The organism is Caulobacter sp. P1_B12_2, from assembly GCF_056406675.1.
The window spans coordinates 1-1382 of sequence record NZ_JBFTZS010000716.1 but is presented as its reverse complement, the minus strand read 5'-3'; the positions used below and the strand labels follow the sequence as shown (position 1 = coordinate 1382).

General features: G+C 64.5%; 1 protein-coding gene. It reads left to right on the top strand.

Annotated features, from left to right (window positions below):
* Nucleotides 1–99 precede the first annotated feature (99 nt).
* On the top strand, nt 100–1278 hold the full coding sequence (locus tag AC1DZ6_RS25170; RefSeq protein WP_477099816.1) for a vWA domain-containing protein: 1179 nt from the start codon (nt 100–102) through the stop codon (nt 1276–1278).
* Nucleotides 1279–1382 lie beyond the last annotated feature (104 nt).

Below are 1382 nucleotides of genomic sequence, written 5' to 3'. Positions count from 1 at the left end.
ATCCTGAGGCGCCCGCGCAGCGGGCCTCGAAGGACGCAGAGCCGTTGCGCGATCCGCCAGAACCCGCCATCCTTCGAACACTCGTTCGAAAGTCCGCCGATGTTCCTTCGCTTCTTCTCCGAGCTCCGCGCCGCCAAGGTTCCCGTATCCTTGCGCGAATACCTGCTGCTGATGGAGGCCCTGGACAAGGACGTCATCGATCGGCGGATCGAGGACTTCTACTTCCTGTCGCGCGCCAGCCTGGTGAAGGACGAGAAGAACCTCGACAAGTTCGACCGGGTGTTCGGCCATGTGTTCAAGGGGCTGGAGACCGTCGAGGACGGCCTGACCRCCGACATCCCGGCCGAGTGGCTGAAGGCCCTGACCGAGAAGTTCCTGACCGACGAGGAGAAGGCGCAGATCGAGGCCATGGGCGGCTTCGAGAAGCTGATGGAGACCCTGCAGGATCGCCTGAAGGAACAGAAGGAGCGCCACGAGGGCGGCTCCAAGTGGATCGGCTCGGGCGGCACCAGTCCGTTCGGCAACAACGGCTACAATCCCGAAGGCGTCCGCATCGGCCAGGACAAGAGCCGTCACGGCCGGGCCGTGAAGGTCTGGGACAAGCGCGAATACAAGAACCTCGACGACTCGGTCGAGCTGGGCACCCGCAACATCAAGGTCGCCCTGCGCCGCCTGCGCAAGTTCGCCCGCCAGGGGGCGCAGGACGAGCTGGACCTGAACGGCACCATCCGCGGCACGGCCGAGAAGGGCTATCTGGACATCCAGATGCGTCCCGAGCGGCGCAATACGATCAAGGTGCTGCTGTTCTTCGACATCGGCGGCTCGATGGACGGCCACATCAAGCTCTGCGAGGAGCTGTTCAGCGCCGCCAAGACCGAGTTCAAGCACCTGGAGTTCTTCTACTTCCACAACTGCCTGTACGAGGCCGTCTGGAAGGACAATCGCCGCCGCCAGGTCGAGAAGCTGCCGACCTGGGACGTGCTCCACAAGTTCCCGCACGACTACAAGGTGATTTTCGTCGGCGACGCCACGATGAGCCCCTACGAGATCACCTATCCGGGCGGCAGCGTCGAGCACTGGAACGAGGAGGCCGGCGCCATCTGGATGAGCCGGGTCACCGACATCTACCAGAGCGCCGTCTGGCTGAACCCCACGCCCGAGCGGCACTGGGACTACACCCAGTCGATCGGCGTCATGAAGCAGTTGATGAACGACCGGATGTTCCCGCTGACGATCGACGGCCTGGACAAGGCCATGCGGGAGTTGGTGCGGGGGTAGTCGCTCCGACCACTTGCCCCCTACGGGCCTTCGGCCGTCTTCCCCCAGAGGGGGAAGAGGCGCGCCGTCGTCGTCGGCGGAAAGCGTCCTCCGCCCCCTATGGG